The organism is Agromyces sp. S2-1-8, assembly GCF_021129215.1.
Taxonomy (GTDB): domain Bacteria; phylum Actinomycetota; class Actinomycetes; order Actinomycetales; family Microbacteriaceae; genus Agromyces; species Agromyces chromiiresistens.
Map to the genome: position 1 here is coordinate 1789090 of NZ_JAJOLP010000001.1, position 18946 is coordinate 1808035.

The 18946-nt window shown below is 70.7% G+C and carries 15 protein-coding genes; 8 read left to right on the top strand and 7 right to left on the bottom strand.

Annotation, left to right across the window (positions count from 1 at the left end; translation table 11 throughout):
- Nucleotides 1–102: 102 nt before the first annotated feature.
- Genes LR269_RS08115 through LR269_RS08125 form a run of 3 tightly spaced genes read right to left on the bottom strand, consistent with a single transcriptional unit; the run spans nucleotide 103 to nucleotide 3974 of the window.
- A complete protein-coding gene (locus LR269_RS08115) occupies nucleotides 103–1038 on the bottom strand; it encodes an NUDIX hydrolase (RefSeq protein ID WP_231430230.1) in 936 nt (311 codons plus the stop codon).
- Nucleotides 1035–3242, bottom strand: coding sequence for an RNA degradosome polyphosphate kinase (locus LR269_RS08120; RefSeq protein ID WP_231430231.1), 2208 nt, complete (start codon nucleotides 3240–3242; stop codon nucleotides 1035–1037). Before LR269_RS08120 ends, LR269_RS08115 begins: the two co-directional genes overlap by 4 nt.
- 45 nt (nucleotides 3243–3287) lie before the next feature.
- The gene (locus LR269_RS08125; RefSeq protein ID WP_231430232.1) at nucleotides 3288–3974 is read right to left on the bottom strand and encodes a response regulator transcription factor; all 687 of its coding nucleotides are present in this window, start codon (nucleotides 3972–3974) and stop codon (nucleotides 3288–3290) included.
- Nucleotides 3975–4050: 76 nt separating this feature from the next.
- Between LR269_RS08125 and LR269_RS08130 the strand changes: the two genes are divergently transcribed.
- The 3 genes from LR269_RS08130 (at nucleotide 4051) to LR269_RS08140 (ending at nucleotide 6283) form a co-directional block, all read left to right on the top strand.
- Complete coding sequence (locus tag LR269_RS08130) at nucleotides 4051–4365, top strand: hypothetical protein (protein WP_231430233.1); 315 nt, start codon at nucleotides 4051–4053, stop codon at nucleotides 4363–4365.
- A 146-nt stretch (nucleotides 4366–4511) separates the two neighbouring features.
- Complete coding sequence (locus LR269_RS08135) at nucleotides 4512–5120, top strand: FABP family protein (protein ID WP_231430234.1); 609 nt, start codon at nucleotides 4512–4514, stop codon at nucleotides 5118–5120.
- Nucleotides 5120–6283, top strand: coding sequence for a folate-binding protein YgfZ (locus LR269_RS08140; RefSeq protein ID WP_231430235.1), 1164 nt, complete (start codon nucleotides 5120–5122; stop codon nucleotides 6281–6283). The genes LR269_RS08135 and LR269_RS08140 overlap by 1 nt, the downstream gene beginning before the upstream one ends.
- Nucleotides 6284–6391: 108 nt before the next feature.
- On the opposite strand, the gene LR269_RS08145 is transcribed toward LR269_RS08140, so the two are convergent.
- Complete coding sequence (locus LR269_RS08145; RefSeq protein WP_231430236.1) at nucleotides 6392–12487, bottom strand: ThuA domain-containing protein; 6096 nt, start codon at nucleotides 12485–12487, stop codon at nucleotides 6392–6394.
- A 220-nt stretch (nucleotides 12488–12707) separates the two neighbouring features.
- Nucleotides 12708–13559 carry a class I SAM-dependent methyltransferase gene (locus LR269_RS08150; RefSeq protein WP_231430237.1) on the bottom strand — a complete coding sequence of 284 codons (852 nt, stop codon included), beginning with the start codon at nucleotides 13557–13559 and terminating at the stop codon, nucleotides 12708–12710.
- An 89-nt stretch (nucleotides 13560–13648) separates the two neighbouring features.
- Here LR269_RS08150 and LR269_RS08155 point away from each other — a divergent pair, with 89 nt between their 5' ends.
- Entirely contained in the window at nucleotides 13649–14395 is a 747-nt protein-coding gene (locus LR269_RS08155) for a phosphoglyceromutase (RefSeq protein ID WP_231430238.1), read from the top strand.
- A gap of 68 nt (nucleotides 14396–14463) precedes the next feature.
- On the opposite strand, the gene phoU is transcribed toward LR269_RS08155, so the two are convergent.
- Nucleotides 14464–15123, bottom strand: coding sequence for a phosphate signaling complex protein PhoU (phoU, locus tag LR269_RS08160; protein ID WP_231430239.1), 660 nt, complete (start codon nucleotides 15121–15123; stop codon nucleotides 14464–14466).
- 189 nt (nucleotides 15124–15312) lie between these two features.
- On the opposite strand from phoU, the gene LR269_RS08165 reads away from it, so the two are divergent.
- The 3 genes from LR269_RS08165 (at nucleotide 15313) to LR269_RS08175 (ending at nucleotide 17648) form a co-directional block, all read left to right on the top strand.
- Nucleotides 15313–16557: a cell wall metabolism sensor histidine kinase WalK gene (locus tag LR269_RS08165; protein WP_231430240.1), complete on the top strand. Its 1245-nt coding sequence runs from the start codon at nucleotides 15313–15315 to the stop codon at nucleotides 16555–16557.
- Nucleotides 16554–17234 carry a response regulator transcription factor gene (locus LR269_RS08170; RefSeq protein ID WP_231430241.1) on the top strand — a complete coding sequence of 227 codons (681 nt, stop codon included), beginning with the start codon at nucleotides 16554–16556 and terminating at the stop codon, nucleotides 17232–17234. Before LR269_RS08165 ends, LR269_RS08170 begins: the two co-directional genes overlap by 4 nt.
- Nucleotides 17235–17309: 75 nt before the next feature.
- Complete coding sequence (locus LR269_RS08175; protein ID WP_231430242.1) at nucleotides 17310–17648, top strand: hypothetical protein; 339 nt, start codon at nucleotides 17310–17312, stop codon at nucleotides 17646–17648.
- A 75-nt stretch (nucleotides 17649–17723) separates the two neighbouring features.
- Here LR269_RS08175 and LR269_RS08180 read toward each other — a convergent pair whose 3' ends face one another.
- On the bottom strand, nucleotides 17724–18248 hold the full coding sequence (locus tag LR269_RS08180) for a hypothetical protein (protein ID WP_231430243.1): 525 nt from the start codon (nucleotides 18246–18248) through the stop codon (nucleotides 17724–17726).
- Nucleotides 18249–18405: 157 nt separating this feature from the next.
- Between LR269_RS08180 and LR269_RS08185 the strand changes: the two genes are divergently transcribed.
- On the top strand, nucleotides 18406–18888 hold the full coding sequence (locus LR269_RS08185) for a CarD family transcriptional regulator (protein ID WP_022889889.1): 483 nt from the start codon (nucleotides 18406–18408) through the stop codon (nucleotides 18886–18888).
- Nucleotides 18889–18946 lie beyond the last annotated feature (58 nt).

Genomic DNA, 18946 nt, shown 5'->3' on the forward strand with positions numbered 1-18946 from the left:
TCGGTGCCGACCCGCCTGCGACGCTAATCAGTGCGCCTTACGAGCTTCCGCCACGCCGGTGAACGGGAGGTGAACGGAATCGGGCGCCTGATTCCGCTGCGTTCAGGCGCGCGGCGCGTGCGTCTCGATCGAGATGATGCCGGAGCCCTGGTTCGTCGCCGACAGGTGCACGACGCTGAACGCGCCGGGCTCGAGTTCCGCGGCGTCGGTCGCGTACGTGCCGAGGGGCGTGCCGGTCGCGAGTGCGAGCTCGCGCATGATGTCGGGCAGCACCGGCCCGTGGCTGCAGATGACGGCCGACTTGCCTGCGCGCACGCGCTTGCCGACGACCCGGCGCACCTCGGCCTCGCCGGCCTCGAACGCCTCCTGGCTGATGCCGGCGTCTCGCTTGATCTCGATGCCGGTGGCCGCGGCGAGCGGCGTCACGGTGGTGACGCAGCGTACGGCCGGGCTCGACACGATCCGCTTCGGGCCCCAGGCGGTGAGGGTGTCGACGAGGCCCGCGGCCTGGTCGACGCCGCGGGCGGAGAGCGGCCGCGAGGCATCCGGTCCGTCGAAGCCGCCCCGCCCGACCGCCTTGCCGTGCCGGAGGACCGTGATGCTGAACGTCTCGGTGACGCCCTGTTCGACGAGCGCCGTGAAGTTGTCGAGGATCTCGACGTCGGGTTCGTAGGTGAGGTAGCCGCGGGCGCGCTTGGGGGTGACCCATTCGAGCGCGGCGACCTCGGCGTTCGGCTTGAAGGTCGAGCGCTGCACCGCCTTCTCGCCCACCTCGGCCGCCCAGTAGTGCACGATCTTCTCGCGGCCCGACGGCAGCGGGTAGCGCGAGACGCCGAGCGGCACGCCGAGGTCGACGGCGAGGCCGGTCTCCTCCTGGATCTCGCGCACGGCCGTCTGCGGCAGCGACTCGCCGGGGTCGACCTTGCCCTTCGGAATGGTCACGTCGCCGTACACGGTGCGGTGGATGACGAGCACGTGCAGCTTGCCGTCGATGTAGCGCCAGCAGACGGCGCCGGCGGCGTAGACGGCCGTCGTCACCGGCGCGACCCCGATCGGGTGCGCTGGCCCGATCGGGTGCGCTGGGCGATCTCGAGCATGAGGCCATTCTGCAGGTCGGTGAGCGGGCGGCCCTCCTCATCGACCGACCGGCGTGTCCAGACGCCGTCGCCGTCGAGGTGCCACGAACTCGTCGACTCGTCCATCGCCTGGTCGAAGATGCGCTCGATCTCGACGAGGTGCTGCGGGTCGGTGAGGCGCACGAGCGCCTCGACCCTGCGGTCGAGGTTGCGGTGCATCATGTCGGCGGAGCCGATGTAGACCTGCGGGTCGCCGTCGTTCGCGAACGAGAAGATGCGCGAGTGCTCGAGGTAGCGGCCGAGGATCGACCGGACGCGGATGTTCTCGCTGAGGCCGGGGATGCCCGGTCGCAGGCTGCAGATGCCGCGCACCCACACTTCGACGGGGACGCCGGCGTTCGAGGCCCGGTAGAGCGCGTCGATGATGGCCTCGTCGACCATCGAGTTGACCTTGATGCGGATGCCGCAGGGCCGGCCCTCCTCGGCCGCCCTGATCTCGCCCGCGATGAGCTTCAGGAGCCCCTTGCGCAGGTGGAGCGGCGCGACGAGGAGCCGCTTGAACTTCTTCTCGATCGCGTAGCCGCTCAGCTCGTTGAAGAGGCGCGTCAGGTCCTTGCCGACCTGGTCGTCGGCGGTGAGGAGGCCGAGGTCCTCGTAGATGCGGCTCGTCTTCGGGTTGTAGTTGCCCGTGCCGATGTGGCTGTAGTGCCGCAGCACGCCCTTCTCCTGGCGGATCACGAGCGCGAGCTTGCAGTGGGTCTTGAGGCCGACGAGGCCGTAGACGACGTGCACGCCGGCCTTCTCGAGCTTGCGCGCCCACGTGATGTTCGCCTGCTCGTCGAAGCGGGCCTTGATCTCGACGAGGGCGAGCACCTGCTTCCCAGACTCCGCGGCGTCGATGAGGGCCTCGACGATCGGGCTGTCGCCCGACGTGCGGTACAGGGTCTGCTTGATCGCGAGCACGTCGGGGTCGGCGGCGGCCTGCTCGAGGAAGGCCTGCACGCTCGTCGCGAACGACTCGTACGGGTGGTGCAGCAGCACGTCCTGGCGGGAGACGGCCTTGAACACGTCGGCGCGCAGGTTCGACTCGGTCGGCTGCAGCTGCACGGCCGTGGTCGGCACGTGCGTGGGGTAGTGCAGCTCGGGGCGGTCGAGCCGCGCGAGGTCGAAGAGCCCGCCGAGGTCGAGCGGCGCGGGCAGCCGGTACACCTCCTGCTCGGTGACGTCGAGCTCGCGCACGAGCAGGCCCAGCGTCACCTCGTCCATGTCGTCGGTGACCTCGAGGCGGATCGGCGGGCCGAATCGGCGTCGCAGCAACTCCTTCTCGAGCGCCTTGATGAGGTTCTCGGTCTCGTCCTCCTCGATCTCGACGTCCTCGTTGCGGGTGACGCGGAACACGTGGTGCTCCACGATCTCCATGCCGGGGAAGAGGTCGCCGAGGTGGTTCGCGATGAGGTCCTCGAGTGTGATGTAGCGCGCGTCCTCGACCGACTCGCCGGGTTCGACGCGGACGAACCGGGGCAGCATCTGCGGCACCTTCACGCGCGCGAACTCCTGCCGGCCGGTGCGGCTGTTGCGCACGCGCACCGAGAGGTTCAGCGAGAGGCCCGAGATGTAGGGGAACGGGTGCGCCGGATCGACCGCGAGCGGCATGAGCACGGGGAAGATCTGCGACGAGAAGTAGCCGCGCAGGTGCGCGCGCTCGTCGTCGCCGAGCTCGGCCCAGGTCACGATGCGGATGCCCACGTCGGCGAGGGCGGGCTTCACGAGCTCCTGGTAGGCGGCGGCGTGGCGCTCCTGCAGTTCGTGCGCCATGCGCGAGATGTCGCTCAGCACGTCGACCGGGGCGCGGCCGACGTTCGTCGGCACGGCGAGCCCGGTCATGATGCGGCGCTTGAGCCCGGCGACCCGCACCATGAAGAACTCGTCGAGGTTCGACGCGAAGATCGCGAGGAAGTTCGCCCGCTCGAGCACCGGGACGAGCGGGTCCTCGGCGAGTTCGAGCACGCGCTGGTTGAAGGCGAGCCAGCTCAGCTCGCGGTCGAGGTAGCGCTCGGCGGGCAGCTCGGGCGCGCCTTCGATGTCGAGCGGTTCGAAGTCGTCGTCGAAGTCGCTCGCCGTGCGATCCGACGTCCGGTCGTCCTCGAGGATGCTGTCCGGGCTCATCCACTCATCATGGCACGCACGCGGTTGCGGCCGATGAGGGCAGGGTTAACGGGCGGTGACGGGCGCGCTCTCGTCATCCTCTTCGTGCACGTTGAACCGGTAGCCCACGTTGCGCACGGTGCCGATGAGGCTGTCGAGGTCGCCGAGCTTCGCCCGAAGTCGCCGCACGTGCACGTCGACGGTGCGGGTGCCGCCGAAGTAGTCGTAGCCCCACACCTCGCTCAGCAGTTGCTCGCGCGTGAAGACCCGCGACGGGTGCGCCGCGAGGAAGCGCAGCAGCTCGAACTCCTTGTAGGTGAGGTCGAGCGGCTTGCCGTGCACCTTGGCCGAATAGCTGGCCTCGTCGATGACGACGCCCGAGGTCTGGATCCGCTCCGCGGGCTGCGACTGCAGCGCCCGACCGATCGCGAGCCGGATGCGCGCGTCGACCTCGGCCGGGCCGGCCCCCTCGAGCACGACGTCGTCGACGCCCCAGTCGGGGGAGACGGCGGTGAGCCCGCCCTCGGTGACGACGAGCACGAGCGGCGCCGAGAGCCCGGTGGTGCGCAGGATCTGCGCGAGCGCCTTGGCGCCGGCGAGGTTCGTGCGGGCGTCGAGCAGCACGAGCTCGGCGTCGGGCGCGTTGACGAGGCGCTCGGGCGAGGCGGGGATGACCCGCACCCGATGCGTCAGGAGTGCGAGCGCCGGGAGAACGTCGTCGGCCGCCGGCGTCAGAATGAGCAGCTGCGCCACGCCACACCCTCCAGTAGTAAGGTGCGGTCAATACTACGGGACGGCCGACGCCGTCCCGCGAACCGAACGGAGCGGCATGACCGACGAGACCGAGACGCGCACGGGATGGCCGGGAATCGTCCTGATCTGGGCGGTCGCCGTCGTCGGTTCCGCGATCGTCGCCGGGCTGGCGTTCGGCGGCGTCGACGACTGGTTCGAGGATGACTCGTGGCTCGGCGTGTTCGGCGCGCTCGGCGTCGTGCTCGCCGTCTCGGTGCTCGGCACGCTCGTGGTCCAGCTCGCGAGCCGCCGGCCGGCCGGATTCGTCGGTCGCGTCTCGGCGTCGATCGCGGGCGCGTTCGTGGTCGTCGCGGTCGCGGCGGCGATCGTCGCCCCCGTCGCCGCGGGCTAGACTCGAGGCATGTCTGAGCTGCTCGCCCTCGAACTCCTCTTCATCGGCCTGCTCGGCCTCGCGAGCCTCGCGATCGCGTGGATCAGCGGCGTCGTCGTCTACAAGCTCTTCAAGGGTCAGCGCTAGGCGCTGGTGAAGGCGTGGCGATGATCGAGCTGCCCGTCGACCTTCCCGCCGAGCTCGTCCCGCTCTCGTGGCTCCTCGGCGTGTGGGAGGGGTCGGGCGTCATCGACTACAAGGTCGGCGACGAGTCCGTCACGCACGAGTTCGGCCAGCGGGTGAGCTTCAGCCACGACGGGCTGCCGCACCTCAACTACACCTCGTACTCGTGGCTCTTCCCCGACGACGAGGGCGGTGAGCCGACGCCGCTCGCCACCGAGACGGGGTACTGGCGGCTCGCACGTGCACAGGGCGAGGGCGACCCGGGCCCAGCGATGCTGCCGGCCGTCGGCGAGCCGCGCTACGGCGACGCCGAGGCGGTCGAGCGGCTGCGCAACGCCGAGGGCGGGTTCGACCTCGAAGTGTCGATCGTGCACCCCGGCGGGGTGAGCGAGCTCTACCTCGGCCAGGTGAAGGGCCCGCGCATCGACCTCGCGACCGACGCCGTCATGCGCTCGGCCGGTGCGAAGGACTACGCGGCCGCGACGCGGCTGTACGGCCTCGTCGAGGGGCACCTCCTGTGGGCCTGGGACATCGCGGCGCTCGGTCAGGACCTGCGCACGCATGCGTCGGCCCGCCTCGCGAAGGTCGACTGATGACCGGGTCGCCGTCGCCGTTCCTCGCCCTTCCCGGAGCCGTCGCCCTCGAGACGTCGCCCGGCGTCGCCGGCCACTACGGCGAGCCGATGATCGAGCAGCGTCGCCTCGAGCGCGGCGAGGCGATCGTCGATCTGTCCGACCGCGGTCTCGTCGTCGTCACCGGTCCCGACCGGCTGAGCTGGATGCACTCCATGGCGAGCCAGTCGTTCACCGGGCTCCGGCCGGGCGAAGGTATCGAGGCGCTGCTCCTCGACGCCTCCGGCCGTGTCGAGCACGCGGTGCACGCGGTCGACGACGGTGAGTCGGTGTGGCTCATCGTCGAGGGCGACGAAGCGGCTCCGCTCGCCGCCTGGCTCGACCGCATGCGGTTCATGCTCCGGGTCGAGGTCGCCGACCGAACGGCCGACCTGGCCGTGATCGCGGCGATGTCGGCCGACGCGCTCGATGCGGCGGTCGCGGCGTACGCGCCCGCCGGCGTCGCGCTCGACTGGGTCGACCCCTGGGCCGAACCCCGCCCGGGCGGCCACCAGTACGCCGCCGCAGCCGGGCACCCGGGCGCCGACTGGCGCTGGATCGAGCGCATCGTCGAACGCGCCGCACTGGCCGACGCGGCCGCATCGGTCCGTTCGGGCCGCGTGGCCGCCGCCGGAGCGCTCGCCGCCGAGGCGCTGCGGATCGCCGCGTGGCGTCCGCGCCTCGCGACGGAGGTCGACGAGAAGACCATTCCGCACGAGGTCGACTGGCTGCGCAGCGCGGTCGACCTCGGCAAGGGCTGCTACAAGGGCCAGGAGACGGTCGCGAAGGTGCTCAACCTCGGCCGGCCGCCCCGGCGACTCGTGCTGCTGCACCTCGACGGCAGCGACACCGTGCTGCCGGTGCCGGGCGACGAGGTGGTCGGCGAGAAGGTGCGGCCCGAGCCCGCCGAGGGCGAGGCGCCCGAGCGCAAGGTCGTGGGCCACGTCACCTCGAGCGCGATGCACCACGAGCTCGGCCCCATCGCGCTCGCGCTCGTCAAGCGCGCGGTTCCCGCCGACCTGCCGCTCATCGTCGAGCGCCACGGCGTGGAGGTGGCGGCCGCCCAGGTCGAGATCGTGCCCGCCGATGCGGGCGCCGCCGTCGAGGTGCCGCGCCTGCCCCGCCTCGGCGTGCGCAAGCCCTGACACCGCCGACCGGCTGATCTGCCGGGTGCCGACGTCCGTCGCGCGCCGGCTCCTTCGCGCGCACGACGACGGCCCCGACGCCGGAGCGCCGGGGCCGTCGTCACGGGGCTACCTGCAATTCGCCTTGGCGTACGCCGCGCGCGCCTCGGCCTCGTGCTCGCCGTCCTGATGGCGGGCGGTCACCTCAAGCGTGCCCTTCTTGAGTCGCGCCGTGCCCGTGTCGAACAGGTGGTACACCGCCGAGCCCGCCGCGACGTCGGCGATCTCGTGGTCGCCCCACGGCGTCGAGATCACGAGGTCGGCCGGCGTGTTGCCCGTGTTCGCCGCGTACACGGCGACCTGGGCGGTTCCGGCGAGGCACTGGCTGGCGGCGGTCGCCGTCACGCCCATCTCGACGGGGACGGGCTCGTCGATCGTGAGCGTGGCCGCCTGTTCCTCCTCGGCGTTGCCGGCGACGTCGACCGAGCGGTAGGCGACGGTGTGGTCGCCGGCACCGGTCACGACGATCGGGTCGGCGTACGCGCCCCATTCGCCGTCGTCGACCCGGAACTCCGTGCGCGCCGCGCCGGAGGTGTCGTCGGTCGCGGTCAGCGTGACGCGGGCGTCGCCGTCGCCGGCGTCGACCGTGGCGGTGGTGACCGGCGCCACCGTGTCGACCTGGACCGTCGCCGATCCCGCCTCTTCGACGTTTCCGGCCGTGTCGGTCGACCGGTAGGCGACGGTCGCCTCGCCCTCGACGGTGACGGCGACCGGCTCGGTGTAGGCCGTCCACGCTCCGTCGCCGATCGCGTACTCGGTGGTGGCGACCCCCGATCCGCCGGCGTCGCTCGCCTCGAGCGAGAAGCTCGGCGCGGTCGTGTACCAGCCGGCCTCGCCGTCGGGCTCGGCGGGATCCCACGTGAGCGTCGTCGTCGGCGACGTCGTGTCCTCCGACTCGGCGTCGAGCGTGAACGAGTCGAACCCGACCACGACCGACTCCTCCTGCTGCGGACCGATCGCCATGAGGCCGAGGCCCCGCAGCGGCCGGTCGAAGGTGATGCCGGCGCCGATCGACGTCCAGTTGACGCCGCCGTCGCTCACCTCGGCCGTGTACAGGTCGCCCGTCTTGGTCACCCGGATGTACCAGTACCCGCTCTCGCTGGAGTCCGCGATGTTGAGGTTCCGGTTGCCGATGCCCACTGCGTCGGCCTCGCCAGCGAGCTCCGCCCGCAGGTCGAGCGCCGTACCCGGGTTGTTGTACGCCACGACGTCGGCCTTGACGTAGTTGTCGTCGTCGGCCCACATCATGAGCCCGGCCAGCTGCCAGCGGTGCTTCAGCGGCGCCGTGAACTTCGTCGTCGCCACCCAGTCGCCCTCAGGCGCCTCGGTGAGGACGAAGTTGCGCGGCGAGATCGGGTTCGTGCCGTTGACGTCGCCCGGCTGCGTCTCGATCCTGAGGTGACCGTCGGCGACCTCCAGGTGGTTCGAGTCGTAGCGCACGCTCTGCGACCAGCGGCAGCCGTCGAGCGTGGTCCCGTCGAACTCGTCGTTCGGCGTCACCGGATCACCGGGCTCCGGTTCCGGTGCGAAGCGGAACCAGTCGGCCGTCGCCACCGCCGGCGTGCTGCCGAGGTCGCCCGCGGACATCAGGCCGATCCTCGCGTTCGCCTTGAGCTGCAGGCTTCCGGCGAGCGGGGTCCACGTCGTGCCGTCGGCGGAGTACGCGCCCGTGAGGGTCGTGCCGTCGCTCGTCAGCTTGAGGTGGATCGTCGACGGGAAGTCGGCCGGCAGCGTGGGCGCCGCTGCGGTGGTCCGCGATCCGCCCGTCTCGCTCTGGAACTCGATGAACCGGTTTCCGTTCTGGTGGCGGACGAAGGCGAGCTTGTTGTACTCGTCGTCGCTCTGGTGCACCACGAGCCCGGCCCACTGCCAGTGCGAGGTGTGGGCGAGCGAGAGCTTCGTCGTCGCCTCCCAGGCACCGGTCGGCAGCGGCTTGCCCGCGAAGCTCACGGGGCCGGTCGACGTCTCGTTGATGTCGCCCGTCGTCACCGGCAGCTTCAGCGTGCCACCCGACTGGGTGATCGGAACCGGGCCCGTGCGCAAGGCCCACGAAGGCGCGACGGCCGGGCCGTCGAACTCGTCGGAGAGCGGTGCACCCGCGCACATGAGCGGTTCGAGCGGCAGTTCGGGCTCGGGCCCCTGCGGGTCGGTGTCGATCGCGAAGTCGGCGAAGTCGACCGTGCCGGCGCCGCTCGCGTGCGACACCGTGAACATGCCGACGTCCTGCGTGCTCGCCGCACCCGTGAGGGTCACGGCGCCGCCGACCTGGGTCCAGCTCGTGCCGTTCTTCGAGAAGTACGCCGTGTACGAGGCATCCGAGCGCTTGAGCTTCACCCAGACGGGGTAGCTGGTGGTGCCGCCCGCGACCGAGGTGTTGAGCTGCCCGTTGCCGTCGGGGTCGGCCAGGAACTCGACGCCGCCCGAGGGGCGGATGCCGACCATCGCGTAGCCGGGCGAGGTGCCCGGTTGCGTCAGGTCGTTGCGAACGATGACGCCGGCCTTCGCCGAGCCGTTCGTGTTCTGCTGGGCGTCGACCTTCACGACCGCCTCCCAGTCCTCGTCGCCGCCGGCGGGGGCGTACAGCGTCGAGTACTCGTCGATGCCCTGCCACGTGTCGGCTCCGGCGCCGGTGATGCGGAAGCGACCCTCGCCGAGGCGTTCGAACACGCCGTCGGCGTTCGTGAACGGCACGAGGTCGCCGAACAGCTCACCGACCTGGGCGACGACGACGCGCGAGGTGCGCGACTTGCCCGCCTCGTTGCTCGCGACCGCGGTGAGCTCGTAGAGCCCCTCCTCCGGGCTCGTCCACGCGGCGGTGAACGGCGCGGACTCGTCGGTGCCGATCGATTCGCCGTCGACGAAGAACTCGACGGCGGTGACGCCGCCGTCGGCGTTGTGCGGGTCGGTCGCCGCGGCCTCGATCGTCACGTCCTGGCCGGGCTCGAGCTCGACGCCCGGGGCGGGTGCGGTGATCGCGACGTCCGGCGCGGCGGTCGGCGAGGAGCCGCGGCCGATCGCCTCGATGAAGTTGAGCTTCGTCTCGCCGCCCCGGAACACGAGGTAGAGGTCGAGCGAGTCGCTCGGGAACGCGCTCACGTCGACGACGACGTCGGCGAACCGCGTCGATCCGGTCGCGGGCACGTCGGCGGTCGCGAGCAGCTCGCCGTCGGCCGCGCCCTTTCGCAGCTCGATCGAGCCTCCCTCGGCGTTCGCCGAGACCCGCAGCGCGAGCTCGTCGACGCGGTGGAAGCTCACCGGCTCGTAGTGCGCCCAGTCGCCGTCGTGCCCGACGACGACCTTGTCGGCCTCGCCGCCCTCCGTGTCGCGGCTCGGTGCCACGGTCACCCCGGGTGAGGCGCCGTCGAAGAACTCGGCCTGCTTGAGCTTGGGGAACACGAGCGTCGTCGCCGAACCCGTGAGCGGGTTCGCGCCGCCCTCGCCGCCGTGGTCGGTGTAGCGCGCGTCGATCGCGAAGAAGATGTCCTCGTCGGGCGCGTGGCCGCCGAGGCTCGTCTCCGTGGTCCCCGTGAGCCCGCTCAACGGGGTCAGCGGGTGGGCGTGGTCGTCGTGGCCGAGTGCCGGCTGGATGATGACCTCCGAGCCGTCGACGGTGCCGTCCTCGGGGTCGGTCACCTGGGCCGCCCACGCGAGCTCGTCGCCGAAGTCGAAGAACGCGCCGTCCGGCGGCAGCGAGATGCCGACGTCGGGCCTCGTGTTGCCGACGGTGATGGGCACGGTCGTGGTGCCGGTCTTGCCGTCGGGGTCGGTCACGGTCAACCGTGCGTCGAAGACGCCCGTCGCGGCGTACGAATGGCTCGCCGTCGCGGTGGTCGCGTCGGTCGTGCCGTCGCCGTCGAAGTCCCACTCGTACGCGAGCGCGGCGTCCTCGGGATCGGTCGAGGCCGTTCCGTCGAAGGCGACCTCGAGGGGCGCCGGGCCCGAGTCACGGTCGACCGCGATCTTCGCGATCGGCGACCGTGAACCCTGGATGTAGTCGATCCGGTGCAGGCCCGAGCTCGGGTTGTCGCGGCCGAAGCCGCCGCCCCAGTCGAGCACGTAGAGCGAACCGTCGGGACCGAACTTCGAGTCGATCGGCGCGAGGAACTGCTCCTGCGGCAGGAAGGCGTTCACCTTCTCAACCTGCGAGCCCGACTCCGCGGCCGGGTCCTTGAGCTGGATCGAGTACATCTTGTTGCGCGCCCACTCGTAGAAGAACGGCTTGCCGTCGTACGACGCGGGAAACTTCGTGTCGGACGCGAGGTCGGGGTCGTAGTCGTAGACCGGACCGCCCATGGGGGCGAGGCCGCCGCCCTGGGGGATCATCTCGGGCACCGACGAGCGCTTGTAGCCGTACCACATGTCGGCGGCGCGGGCCGCGGGCAGCTCGGTCAGGCCGGTGTTGCGCGGCGAGTCGTTGACCGGGGCGTCGCAGTCGAAGAAGTCGCCGACGGTCACCGGGCTCGTCGTGTAGTCGACGTCGCGGAACGGTTCGTTGTCGCCCATGCAGAGGGGCCAGCCGTAGTTGCCGGGGCTCTTGATGAGGTTCCATTCGGCGATGCCGGCGGGGCCGCGGGTTTCGGGCGCATCGGTGCCGTTGTCGGGGGAGTAGTCGGCGAGGCTGATCCAGCCGGTCGCCTGGTCGACCGAGAAGCGGAACGGGTTGCGGAACCCCATCGCGTAGATCTCGGGACGGGTCTTGTCGCCCGGGTCGTCGGCCTCGGGGAACAGGTTGCCCTCGGGCACCGTGTAGCCGGGGCCGTCGGCCTTCGGCGTGATGCGCAGCAGCTTGCCGCGCAGGTCATTGGTGTTCGCCGACGTCGCCCGCGCGTCGTGGAACGTGCCGTCGCGCGTCGACAGCGGCGCGTAGCCGCCGGAGGGCTCGGAGTGCGGGTTCACGTCGTCGCCGACGCTGAGGTAGAGGTTGCCGTCGGCGTCGAAGTCGAGCCCGCCGCCCGTGTGGCCGGGCTCGTCGGGCAGGCGCCGGGCCGGGACCTCGATGATGAGCTCCTCGCTGGCCGGGTCGATGACGCCGTTCTCCATCGTGAACCGGGAGACACGGCTGAAGAAGTTCGACGGGTCCGCGTTGTCGGCGGTGTCGGGCGATCGGTAGAGGTAGACACGACCGTTGTCGGTGAAGTCGGGGTCCAGGGCGATGCCGAGCAGGCCGTCCTCGCCGCCCGAGTACACGTCGAGCTCGAGGGCGGTCGTGACGTTGTTCGTCGCCGGGTCCCAGACCCGTACCTGGCCGCGTACGAGCTCCGTGTAGAAGACGCGGCCGTCGTCGGCGATGTCCATGGCGAACGGTGCCGAGGTGTTCTCGTCGAGGGCGACCTTCTCGAAGTCGTTCCAGACGGTGCCGCCGCAGTCACCTGGCTCGATGCCCGCGGCGTACTTCACGCCGCCGACGATGTGGGCCATGAAGTCGGGCTCGAGGTAGTGCGAGCCGAAGTGCCCCATCGCGGTCGCCCAGGCGCGTCCGCCGTCGTAGGGCTTGCACCACGAGATCGGGTGGTCGTAGCCCATCGCGTTGCCGCCGGCGTCGTAGGTCGACTCGTCCATCGAGGCGAGCACGTGCGCGGTGCCGCGCACGTTGTTCGAGAAGTTGTACCACTCGTCGGAGCGTTCCCATCGCGCGTCGTCGAAGTGGGCCGTCGACGGGTGCGCATGGTCCTCGATCCGCACCGTGCCCGGCTGGCCGGGGTCGGTGCCGGTGGCCGCGTGGCCCGGCATGAGCGAACCGACGAGCTGGTCCCACCAGGCGTAGTTGCCGCGCATGTCGGTCGCGTTGTGGATGGCGACGATGCCGCCGCCCGCCTCCTGGTAGCGCTCGAGGGCCGCCTTCTGGTCGGCGTTCCACGGGTCGCCGGACGCCTGGAACATGATGAGCGCGTCGAAGCCGGCGAGATCGGTGTCGTTGAAGATCGTGGAGTCCTCGGTGTGCGTCACCTCCATCCCCTCGGCCTCGAGCGCAGCCGTGATGAGCGGCGTGCCCTTGTCGATCGCGTCCGTGTGCCGGAACTGCGTCGTCTTGGTGAAGATCAGCACGTGGGCGCCGTCGTGGGCCTGTGCGGGGGCGGCGATCGCCGTGATCGCGCCTGCGGCGAGGATCGCGGCGACGGTTCCGGCGAGGAGCCGGGAGAGGACGTGGTGCAACTTCGTCAGCATGAGACCTCCGTTGGTTTCAGATGCTGGACACGCGATATGGCGGATCGAGTGCGAGCCCGGTCCTGAACCTAGGGCGACTTATGTCGTGCGTCAAGCAAAAGTTGGTTGCGTGTCGTCTTCTTACTCGAACACGGCGGTCTGTAATGATCGAATACGCGCAGAACTTGCGCCTTGGAAGGCACTCTGAAAGGGCCCCTGAACGGGCGTTTCGTGCCCGAACTCAGCGCGGTGCGACCGCTGCCCACGGCAGGGTGAGCTCGCCCAGCCGGCTCCGACGCGGACCGCCGATCACGGGCCATCCCTCGTGCCGCAGGGTGGCGACCATCGCGATCCAGCGTTGGGAGGGCCCGTAGACCGCGAGGGGGGCGTGCATCCGCCATGCGGCGTCGAGTGCCGCGAGGAGCTCGTGCACCGGCTCGCCGGGGACGTTCCGATGGATGAGCGCCTTCGGCAGCCGCTCGGCCACGACCGACGGGTTCTCGAGCCCCGAGCGGCGGAGGCTGATCGTGAAGGTGCGCGGCCCGTCGCCGCCGAGCCCGATCCAGCTCGCAACGCGGCCGAGCTCGTCGCACGTGCCCTCCACCACGAGTCCGCCGGGAGCGAGGCGCGCGGTCATGAGCGCCCAGGCGCCCGCGACGTCGGACTCGTCGTACTGCCGCAGGACGTTGAACGCACGGATCACGGCGGGTCGGCGATCGCCCGGCGTCGGCACCTCGAACCCGCCGACCGCGAAGCCGACGTCGAGACCCGGGTCGAAGTGGGCGTCGCCTGCGCGCACCCGCTCGAGCTGCTCGCGGGCGACGCGCACCCGCTCGGGCTCGATCTCGAGGCCGAGCACGCGCACGTCGGGTCGCACGTGCACGAGGCGAGAGGCGAGCTCGAGCGTCGTCACGCCGCTCGCCCCGTAGCCGAGGTCGACGACGAACGGGTCGGTCGCGTGCACGAGGGCGGGGTGCGCCGCGATCCACCGGTCGACGCGGCGCAGCCGGTTCGCGTTCGTCGTGCCGCGGGTCACGGTGCCGACGCGCTGCCCGGGCCGCAGGCGCCGGGGGTGGGGCGAGGCGTCGGGCATGCCTCCAGTCTGTCAGGCACTCGGCGAGGCATCCGGTCATCGCGCTTCACGCGACGGGGCGCCGGATGCCTCGCCGGTAGGCTGTTCGCATGCCTCACACCCTCGTGCTGCTCCGCCACGGCAACAGCGAATGGAACCAGAAGAACCTGTTCACCGGTTGGGTCGACGTGCGACTCTCCGAGCTCGGCCGCACCGAGGCCGCGCGCGCCGGCGAACTCCTCGCGGAGCACGGCGTGCTGCCCGACGTGCTGCACACGTCGGTGCTCACGCGCGCGATCCAGACCGCGAACATCGCGCTCGACGTCGCCGACCGCGCGTGGATCGACGTCCGCCGCACGTGGCGCCTCAACGAGCGCCACTACGGCGCGCTGCAGGGGCTCGACAAGGCCGAGACGCTCGAGAAGTACGGCCCCGAGCAGTTCCAGCTCTGGCGCCGCTCGTTCGACGTGCCGCCGCCCGCGCTCGCCGACGACGCCCAGTGGTCGCAGGTCGGCGACCCGCGTTACGCGGCGCTGAGCGACGACGAGCTGCCCCGCACCGAGTGCCTGAAAGACGTGATCGCGCGCATGCTGCCGTACTGGGAGGTGGGCATCGTCCCCGACCTGGCCGCGGGAAGGACCGTGCTCGTCACCGCGCACGGCAACTCGCTCCGCGCCCTCGTGAAGCACCTCGACGGCATCAGCGACGACGACATCGCCGAGCTCAACATCCCCACCGGAATCCCGCTCGTGTACGAGCTCGACGACGAGTTCCGCCCGACGAAGCCGGCCGAGTACCTCGACCCCGAGGCCGCTGCAGCCGGCGCTGCCGCGGTCGCCGCGCAGGGCAAGAAGTAGGCGCGAGCCGCTGGGACCTGACGAGGGGGATGCCGCCCGGCATCCCCCTCGTCAGGTCCGCGTCGCACTCAGAGTGCGGACTTCTCCGGGTCCCAGTCGCCCGTCGCGAGGTACTGCACCTTCTTCGCGATCGACACGGCGTGGTCGGCGAAGCGCTCGTGGTAGCGGCTCGCGAGGGTCGCGTCGACCGTGTCGACCGTCTCGCCCTTCCACTTCTCGCCGAGCACCTTGTCGAACACCGAGAGGTGCAGGGCGTCGACCTTGTCGTCCTCGTTGCGGATCTCCTCGGCGAGGTGCACGTCTTCGGTGCGCAGCAGCTCGACGAGCCGGCGGGCGATCTCGACATCGAGGCGGCCCATCTCGGCGAAGGTCGGGCGCAGCGACTTCGGCACGACCTTGTCGGGGAACCGGTAGCGGGCGAGCTGCGAGATGTGGGTCGACATGTCGCCCATGCGCTCGAGCGAGGCGCTGATGCGCAGTGCGCTCACGACGATGCGCAGGTCGCGCGCCACGGGCTGCTGGCGGGCCAGGATCGTGATCGCGAGCTCGTCGAGCTCGACGGCCGCCTGGTCGATCTTGTCGTCGTCGGCGATCACCTCCTCGGCCAGGCTGACGTCCGACTCGTTGAACGCCCGGGTCGCCTTGTCGATCGAAACGGCGACGAGGTCGGCGATCTCGACGAGTCGTTCCTGCACCTCGGCCAGCTCCTGCTGGAACACCTCACGCATGTTCGGGATACCTCTGTCTCTCATCGGCCGCGCGCACAGCACGAACCGGCCGGGTCGATTCCGGCTCCGCGCCATCTTCTCCGGCGCAGGTGAACAACAGGTGCCGGTTGGCTGAACACTCACCAACGTACCGCTCCACGGCGGGCGAGACGGCGAATCGGGCCGTTGCGGCGTCGTTAGTCTGGTGCCATGGATTCCACCTGGGCAGTGCTCACCGCGCTCGCCTTCGGCCTGTTCCTCGGGGCCGCCTTCATGGTCGTGCTGCACATGGCCGAGCGCCGTGGCTCGAGCGCCGCGAAGGTCGTGGCACCGACGATCCCCGACGGGGTCGACCAGGTGCTCGAGGTGCTGGAGTCCGCCGGGATCGTGCTCGACCCATCGAACAACGTGCTGCGCGCCTCGCCCGGGGCGCTCGCGATGGGGCTCGTGCGCCAGCGGGCGCTCGTGCATCCCGAACTCATCGAGCTCGTGGCCGCGGTCCGCCGCTCGGGCGAGCCGATCGCCGAGGAGCTCGCGGTCGCCAGGTCCGCGCAGGGCGAAGCGACGATGCGCCTCCGGGTGCGGGTCGCCCGGCTCGGCGCCCGGTTCGTGCTGCTCCTCGCCGAGGACCGCACCGAGGCGCACCGGCTCGATGAGGTGCGGCGCGACTTCGTCGCCAACATCAGCCACGAGCTGAAGACGCCGATCGCCTCGGTGAGCCTGCTCGCGGAGGCGCTCGACCAGGCCGCCGACGAGCCCGACCAGGTGCGCCGCTTCGCGGGCCGCCTGTCGGTCGAGGCGACGCGGCTCGCGCACATCACGAGCGAGGTCATCGAGCTGTCCCGGCTTCAGGCGCGCGACGCGCTGCGCCCCGACTCCCTCGTCGACGTCGACGAGGTCGTGGCGTCGGCGGTCGACCAGAACCGGGTCGTCGCGGGCGGCAAGCGCGTCGAGATGGCGGTCAAGGCCGCGACCGGGGCGAAGGTCTACGGAGATCGGGCCCTCATGGTCGTCGCCGTGCACAACCTCGTCGCGAACGCGATCGCGTATTCGAACGAGGGCGGAAGGGTGGGGGTCGGCACGAAGATCGTCGACGGCTCCGTCGAGATCGCCGTCACCGACCAGGGCATCGGCATCGACGGCGACGAGCTCGAGCGCGTCTTCGAGCGGTTCTACCGGGTCGACCAGGCCCGCTCCCGCAACACGGGCGGTTCGGGCCTCGGCCTCAGCATCGTCAAGCACACCGTTCAGAACCACGGCGGCGACGTGCGCGTCTGGTCGCAGCCGGGGCGCGGGTCGACCTTCATGATCCGGCTTCCGCTCGCCGAGCTGCCGCCGGTCGACGAACCGGCCGGCGCCGATGCTGCGCGATCCGCGGAGCCTCCGGCGAGTGGCGCCGGCGCGCGCCGACACGCTGCGAAGGCCGCAGCATCCGACCGAGGAGAACACCAGTGACCCGCATCCTGCTCGTCGAAGACGAGATCGCCCTCTCAGACCCGCTGAGCTTCCTGCTCGAGCGCGAGGGCTACGAGGTCGAGGTCGCCGCCGACGGTCCTTCGGCGATCGCGGCGTTCGACCGCGAAGGCGCCGACCTGGTGCTGCTCGACCTCATGCTGCCGGGCCTGCCGGGCACGGAGGTGTGCCGGGAGCTGCGCAACCGCTCGTCGGTGCCGATCATCATGCTGACCGCGAAGGACTCCGAGATCGACATCGTCGTGGGGCTCGAGCTCGGCGCCGACGACTACGTCACGAAGCCGTACAAGACGCGCGAGCTGCTCGCCCGCATCCGTGCCGTGCTCCGCCGACGCACCGAGATCGAGGACTTCGACGAGTCGGTGCTCGAGGGCGGGCGCGTGCGCATGGACGTCGACCGGCACACGGTCGAGGTCGACGGCGTCCAGGTGCCGATGCCCCTGAAGGAGTTCGAGCTGCTCGAGCTGCTGATGCGCAATCCCGGGCGGGTGCTCACGCGGGGCCAGCTCATCGACCGCGTGTGGGGGTCCGACTACTTCGGCGACACCAAGACGCTCGACGTGCACATCAAGCGAATCCGCTCGAAGATCGAGGTGCAGCCCTCCGAGCCCGTCCAGCTGGTGACGGTGCGGGGGCTCGGCTACCGCTTCGAGGGCTAGGCCGACCCGCATGGCCCGTGTGCCGCCGGCGTCGCGCCCTTGCACCGGGCGAGCGGCGTTTGCGACGATCGGGTGATGACCGCCAACGCCCCTGCCGACGGAACCGAACGCACGACCACGCCCGAACCGAGCGCAGGAGAGCGGCCTCGGCGCCACAACGTGCTCGGGTACCTCGGCATCGGCCTCGGGGTGCTCGCCCTGGTCGGCGTGGCCAGCCCGAGCATCCTGTTCGAGTTCGTCGGGGGAGTGCTGCTGATCGCCGCACTCGCGGTGTCGGTGATCGCGATCTTCCGTCCGCGCCCGAAGTGGCCCGCGTTCGTGGGCATCGGCATCTGCGTCATCGCGGCGGTCACCGCGACGGTGATGTTCCTCATCGGATTCCTCGGCGGCGTCGCGAGCACCTTCCCCGGCTGACCCGCTCCGGGCGGCTCGCCCGGGTGCACGAAAGGCGGATGCCGAAGCATCCGCCCTTCGTCGTCGTCGGTGGGGTCAGCCCGCGGTCGGCGCCTCGGTCGCGACGTCCTCGACGGCGACCTCGGCCGGAAGCAGGCCTGCGTACTCGGGCAGGCGGCCGTCGAGCACGGGGACCTCCTTCTCGATGCCCTCGGCCGAGCCGTACTGGAAGTAGATGGGCAGCAGCGCGCCGGGCTTCGTGTCGATGCCCTCGAGGACCAGCGGCGGGACGACGTCGAGCTCGTCCTCGTCGGCGACGCCGAAGGCGACCGTGGCGCCCGCGTCGACCGGGATGGTCTGCGTCTCGCCGTCGGCGACCTGGACACCGAGTTCGACGTCGTCGGCGCCGTCGTTCACGATCGTCAGCACGAGGGTGCCGTCGACGCCGTCGTCGCTCACGACGAGCACGTTGCGGAGGTGGAGGTCGCCGACGTTGACCCCGACGCCGTCGCTCGCGTCGTACGGCTCGGTCGTCGCCTGATAGGTCAGCATCGAGCAGCCGCTCGCGCCGATCGCGATGCCGAGGGCCAGAGCAGCTGATGCCGCGAGACGCGCCTTCACAGAACCTCCAAGTGCGAGCGTGCGCACGCGCGCCCAGGTGGCGCGCGCGATCGACTCCGAGCATATCGCACGGCAGGAGGCGGGCGTGGAAGGGGAGGCGAACCTTAGCACGATCACGAATGTGATATCCTGAAAGTTGCCGAAAGGACTTTTATTCATGCTTTTTGAGGTTGGCGAAACCGTCGTTTACCCCCACCACGGAGCCGCAACGATCACCGAGGTGAAGAAACGGATCATCAAGGGTGAAGAGAAGCTCTACCTCAAGCTGAACGTCACGCAGGGCGACCTCGTCATCGAGGTTCCGGCCGAGAACGTCGACCTCGTCGGCGTGCGCGACGTCATCGGCAAAGAGGGCCTCGACAAGGTCTTCGAGGTGCTTCGCGCGCCGTTCACCGAGGAGCCGACCAACTGGTCGCGCCGCTACAAGGCGAACCTCGAGAAGCTCGCCTCGGGCGACGTGATCAAGGTGTCCGAGGTCGTGCGCGACCTGTGGCGCCGCGATCAGGACCGCGGCCTCTCGGCCGGTGAGAAGCGCATGCTCGCGAAGGCCCGCCAGATCCTGATCTCCGAGCTCGCGCTCGCCGAGAAGACCGACGAAGAGGCGGCGTCGACCGTCCTCGACGAGGTCCTCGCCTCCTGACGCCACGGTCGGTCGAGTAGGCGCGCAGCGCCGTATCGAGGCCACCGGGGTCGCGGCT

What these genes read in the sequence shown, in the direction of transcription:
- LR269_RS08130 (WP_231430233.1), top strand. Translation starts at nt 4,051, where the DNA reads ATGACCGACGAGACCGAGACGCGCACGGGATGGCCGGGAATCGTCCTG.
- LR269_RS08155 (WP_231430238.1), top strand. Translation starts at nt 13,649, where the DNA reads ATGCCTCACACCCTCGTGCTGCTCCGCCACGGCAACAGCGAATGGAAC.
- phoU (WP_231430239.1), bottom strand. Translation starts at nt 15,123, where the DNA reads ATGCGTGAGGTGTTCCAGCAGGAGCTGGCCGAGGTGCAGGAACGACTC.
- LR269_RS08140 (WP_231430235.1), top strand. Translation starts at nt 5,120, where the DNA reads ATGACCGGGTCGCCGTCGCCGTTCCTCGCCCTTCCCGGAGCCGTCGCC.
- LR269_RS08165 (WP_231430240.1), top strand. Translation starts at nt 15,313, where the DNA reads ATGGATTCCACCTGGGCAGTGCTCACCGCGCTCGCCTTCGGCCTGTTC.
- LR269_RS08145 (WP_231430236.1), bottom strand. Translation starts at nt 12,487, where the DNA reads ATGCTGACGAAGTTGCACCACGTCCTCTCCCGGCTCCTCGCCGGAACC.
- LR269_RS08150 (WP_231430237.1), bottom strand. Translation starts at nt 13,559, where the DNA reads ATGCCCGACGCCTCGCCCCACCCCCGGCGCCTGCGGCCCGGGCAGCGC.
- LR269_RS08185 (WP_022889889.1), top strand. Translation starts at nt 18,406, where the DNA reads ATGCTTTTTGAGGTTGGCGAAACCGTCGTTTACCCCCACCACGGAGCC.
- LR269_RS08175 (WP_231430242.1), top strand. Translation starts at nt 17,310, where the DNA reads ATGACCGCCAACGCCCCTGCCGACGGAACCGAACGCACGACCACGCCC.
- LR269_RS08135 (WP_231430234.1), top strand. Translation starts at nt 4,512, where the DNA reads ATGATCGAGCTGCCCGTCGACCTTCCCGCCGAGCTCGTCCCGCTCTCG.
- LR269_RS08120 (WP_231430231.1), bottom strand. Translation starts at nt 3,242, where the DNA reads ATGAGCCCGGACAGCATCCTCGAGGACGACCGGACGTCGGATCGCACG.